The organism is Vibrio sp. Vb1574 (genome assembly GCF_033338675.1).
Map to the genome: position 1 here is coordinate 1 of NZ_JAWOTC010000248.1, position 1,310 is coordinate 1,310.

The 1,310-nt window shown below is 46.6% G+C and carries 1 protein-coding gene; it reads right to left on the reverse strand.

Going from position 1 to position 1,310, the window contains the following annotated elements; translation table 11 throughout:
- Positions 1–1,174 (reverse strand): DEAD/DEAH box helicase (locus R7O12_RS25225; protein ID WP_318126799.1); only part of this gene is annotated, 1,174 nt, incomplete at its 3' end.
- Positions 1,175–1,310 lie beyond the last annotated feature (136 nt).

Sequence of the window (1,310 nt, forward strand, 5' to 3'; positions counted from 1 at the left end):
GACGACCGCCACCATCACGCTCAGGTTCTACCTCTTCGATTAGACTTGGTTCGAATCCTTCGAGCCATTCTTGAGGCAAACGCTGGTCTAACAACGTTTCGATCGCACGAAGCAGATATTCTTCATCTCGGCTCATTAACGAAACGGCCAAACCGCCTTTACCCGCGCGGCCAGTACGACCAATACGATGTACGTAGTCTTCGGCTTTAAATGGCATATCAAAGTTCACCACTTGTTCAAGCTCTTGAATATCTAGACCGCGCGCCGCCACGTCTGTCGCAATCAGGGCTCGAACTTTACCTTGCTTGAATTCATCAAGTGCACGCTGGCGAGCACCTTGCGATTTATCACCATTAATCGAAACCGCTTTAATACCATCCAGTTTGAGCTCCTTTGCAAGCTCGTCGCTGCCTTGTTTGGTCTTAGTGAAAACAAGTACTTGTTGCCAGTTTCGTGAACCAATTAAATACGCTAGCAACTCACGCTTACGCTTTTTATCAACTGGATACACCATCTGCTTAACCGTTTCTGCCGTTGTATTCGCTGGAGACACTTCCACCTCAACAGGAGAATCCATCAGTTTGTAAGCGATGGTTTTAATGCGTTTTTCAAACGTCGCCGAAAACAGCATGATTTGTTTGTCATTCGGTAGTCGACGAAGAATGCGTTGCAGATCAGGCCAAAAACCCATGTCCAACATTCGGTCAGCTTCATCAAGCACCAACACGCCAGTTTTAGAAATGTTTACGTTGCCGTTAAACAAGTGGTCTAACAATCGGCCCGGCGTAGCAATAAGAATATCCGCGCCCTCTTCCAACTTGTTCTTTTGCACGCCAATACTTGTACCGCCGTACACACAAACAATACGTAGATCCGTGTGTTCCGCGTATTGCGTTAAATTGTCAAACACCTGCTGCGCCAATTCACGAGTCGGAACTAGGATGAGAGCGTGAGGTGTGCCATTACGTTTCCTTTGCTGTACCGCCTGAATAATCGGCAAACCAAATGCCGCCGTTTTACCGGTACCCGTTTGCGCAGCCGCAAGAAGATCTTTGCCTTCCAGTACGTGGGGAATCGATTTTTCTTGGACTGGCGTTGGCGTCACAATATTCATATTGTTCAACGTTTCGACTAACTGTTGTTCAATGCCAAGATCAGCAAAATTAACGGACATGATAAACCTCATAATTTTTGGAGCGCAGAGTTTACCAGAGCCGCCATAGCCATACTACCTCTTCGCCAAAGGATTGAGTTATGAACTGATTAGCTGTTGGTGAAATTCAAGTGATTTGCGCAGCACGTCTTGATAA